The sequence below is a fragment of the Streptomyces niveiscabiei genome, assembly GCF_001419795.1.
Classification (GTDB): domain Bacteria; phylum Actinomycetota; class Actinomycetes; order Streptomycetales; family Streptomycetaceae; genus Streptomyces; species Streptomyces niveiscabiei.
The window spans coordinates 1-3,137 of record NZ_LIRL01000621.1 but is presented as its reverse complement, the minus strand read 5'-3'; the positions used below and the strand labels follow the sequence as shown (position 1 = coordinate 3,137).

2 protein-coding genes are annotated in these 3,137 nt (G+C 74.2%); both read right to left on the bottom strand.

Features of this window, described 5'->3' with window-relative positions; all coding sequences use genetic code 11:
- Positions 1-204 (bottom strand): AMP-binding enzyme (locus AOK24_RS51240; RefSeq protein ID WP_276206861.1); only part of this gene is annotated, 204 nt, incomplete at its 3' end.
- 9 nt (positions 205-213) lie between these two features.
- The coding region (locus tag AOK24_RS28425) for a non-ribosomal peptide synthetase (RefSeq protein ID WP_240554162.1) at positions 214-3,108 on the bottom strand (2,895 nt) is incomplete at its 3' end.
- Between the last annotated feature and the right edge of the window lie 29 nt (positions 3,109-3,137).

Genomic DNA, 3,137 nt, shown 5'->3' with positions numbered 1-3,137 from the left:
CTTGCCGCTCGGCGTCAGCGGAAGCGCGTCCAGCGCGACCACGGCCGCGGGGACGAACGCCGCCGGCAGCTCCCGCGCCAGTTCCTGGCGTACGGCGTCGGTCTCGAGCCGCGCGCCGGGGACCGGCTCGACGTACGCCGTCAGCGTGTGGTCGCCCTCGCCGTCCTCGGTGGCGACCACGCAGGCCGCCGCCACCTCGGGCAGCGCGACGNNCACCTTGACCTGCCGGTCGGCGCGGCCCACGAACTCCAGCCCTCCGGCGCCCTGCCGCACCAGGTCCCCGGTGCGGTACATCCGTGTCCCGGGCGCGCCGTACGGATCGGCGACGAACCGTTCGGCGGTCGCCGCGAACCGGTGCGCGTACCCGCGGGCCAGCCCCTCACCGGCGATGTACAGCTCCCCGGTGGCGCCGGGCGGCACGGGCCGCAGGCCGGGGCCGAGGACGTGGCACCGGGCGTAGGGGGCCGGGTGCCCGATCGGCGGGTCGCCGTCCGTGCCGGGCCCGCAGCGGCCGACGGTCGTGTAGACGGTGGCTTCGGTGGGCCCGTACGCGTTGACGACCACGGCGTCCGGGGCGCGCCGCCGGATCTCCCGGACTAGGTCGCCGGGGAGCGGTTCCCCGCCGAACACGTAGTGTCCGGCGTGTTCGTCGGCCCACTCGGCCTGTCTGACCCGCCGGTAGACCGACGGCACCCCGGGCAGCAGGCTCCCGGTCCACGCCTCCCCGTCGAGCAGCGAGTGCAGGTTGCGGACGAGGTCGACGCTGCCGCCGGCCAGCAGCGGGACGAGGAGTTCCAGGACGGACGGGTCGAAGCTGAGCGAGGTCGCCCCGAGCACGCGGGCGAACGCGGCGTCCCCCAGCTCCTCACGGATCCAGGAGGCGAAGGCGAGGACGCTGCGGTGCGCGACGACCACGCCCTTGGGCCGCCCGGTGGATCCCGAGGTGTGGATGACGTATGCCGCGTTGCCGGGGCCCGCCGGTACGGGGTCGGCGGTGGGGCCCCCGCCCTCCGGTGTCATCGCCCCCGGCAGGCCCGCGGCCGCCTCCGGGGTCGTCAGCGTGACGCGCGGGCGGGCGTCATCGAGGAGATACGCCACCCGGCCCCGCGGGTAGGCGGGGTCGACCGGCACGTACGCGGCCCCCGCCTTCAGCACCCCGAGGACGGCGACCGCCAGGTCCACGGTCCTCGGCAGCACGACCGCGACGACGTCCTCGGGCCCGACCCCACGCCCGGCCAGCCGCCGCGCCAGCTCCCCGGCACGGGCGTCGAGTTCGCCGTAGGTGAGCCGTCCGTCCCGGTCGCGTACGGCGATCCGGCCGGGGTGCCGCACGGCCACCGCCTCGAACGCCGCCGCGACCGTCTCGGGCTCCCCGCGCAGGAAGCGGGACAGCGGCAGGCCGCCGCTCCCCTCGGCGGTGATCGCGCGCAGCAGTTCCAGGTACTCGGCGGTCAGCGCGGCGGCGGTCCGTTCGGTGAACAGCTCCGTGCTGAACTCCAGGCACGCCGTCAGTTCGTCCTGCCCTTCCCGGTCCTCGGTGATCAGGGTCAGGTCGAACTTGGCGGTGCCGGCGGGCATCCCGCCGAACAGGTTCTCCGTCGTGCGGTGCGTGTCGAAGAAGCCGACGGACGCGCCGCCCATCTGCTGCACGGGCGGCAGTTCCTGGTGCACGTAGAACACGTCGAAGAGCGGCGAGCGGCTCGGATCGCGCTGCGTGAGCAGGGAGTTGACGACCCGGTCGAAGGGCACCTCCTGGTGGTCGAGGGCCTCCAGGACGACGGTCCGTACGCGTCCCACGAACGTGGAGAGGGCGGGGTCGCCGGCGAGGTCGGCGCGCAGGGCGACCGTACTGTTGAAGAACCCGACGAGCCCTTGGAGTTCGGGCCGGGTCCGGCCGGTGGTGGGCGTGCCGACGACCAGGTCGTCCTGCCGGCTGTGGCGGGCGAGCAGCAGGTAGAACGCGGCGAGCAGGGTCACGAACAGCGTCGCCGACTCCCGTACCGCGAGCTTGCGCAGCTCTTGTACGAGATCGGCGGGCACGGTGAACGGGTACAGCGCGCCCGTGTGCCCCTTGCGGGCGGGCCGGGGCAGGTCGGTCGGCATCCGCAGCGGCACGACGCCGGTCAACCGGCGTTTCCAGTAGTCCAGTTCGCCGTCCAGCGCGGCGGACTCCACCAGCTCCCGTTGCCAGCGCGCGTAGTCACGGAACCGCACCGGCAGCGCGGGCAGCCGGTGCGCGCGCCCGGTCCGGCGCGCCTCGTACAGCTCGGGCAGCTCCCGTTCGAAGATCCTGGGCGACCCTCCGTCGTTGACGGCGTGGTGCATGGTCACCTGGACGACGTGCTCGCGCTCGGCGACGCGGACGACGAGGAGGCGGACGAGGGGGTCGTACGCGAGGTCGAAGCGGTGCCCGGCGGCCTCGCGGACCAGCGCCCTCGCCGCGTCCTGGGGGTCGGGGGCGGCGGAGACGTCCTCGAAGCGGAAGAAGTCGCCGAGTTCCGGTCTGATCCGCAGGGCGGGGGCGCCGTCGTCGTCCACGAGGTTGGAGCGCAGGACCTCGTGCCGGTCGGCCAGGTCCTCCCACATGCCCCGGACGGCGTCGATGTCCAGGTCGCCGTGGACGTGGCCGACCATCGGGAGGTTGTAGAGGGTGGTGTCCGGGTCGAGCTGGTGGTGGAACCACATGCGTTCCTGCCCGTAGGAGAGCACGAGGCCGTCCTGCGGGGTGACGGGCGGGACGGCGGTGGCCGGGGGCGCGGACCGGGTGCGGATCAGGGTGGCGAGGTCGCCGACGCGGGGGTGGTCGTAGGTGTCGAGGAGGCGGGGGCGGAAGCCGTGGCGTTCCTGGACGCGGTCGGCGAGCTGGAGCGCGATGATCGAGTTGCCGCCTAGCTCGAAGTAGTCGGCTTCGGGGGTGACGGGGGTCTCGGTGCGCAGGAGGTCGTCGAGGGTGGTGCAGAGCCAGGCGGTGACGTCGTCGGGAGTAGGGGCGGGGGCGGGGACCGAGGTAGAGGTAGGGATGGGGGTGGAGGTGGCGACCGACGGGGGTGCGGGATGCTCCGACTGGCGCCCCGGTTCCCCGGCCGCCCCCGCCGACTGCCCGGCCACCCGCACCGGTTCCTGTCCCTTATACACAT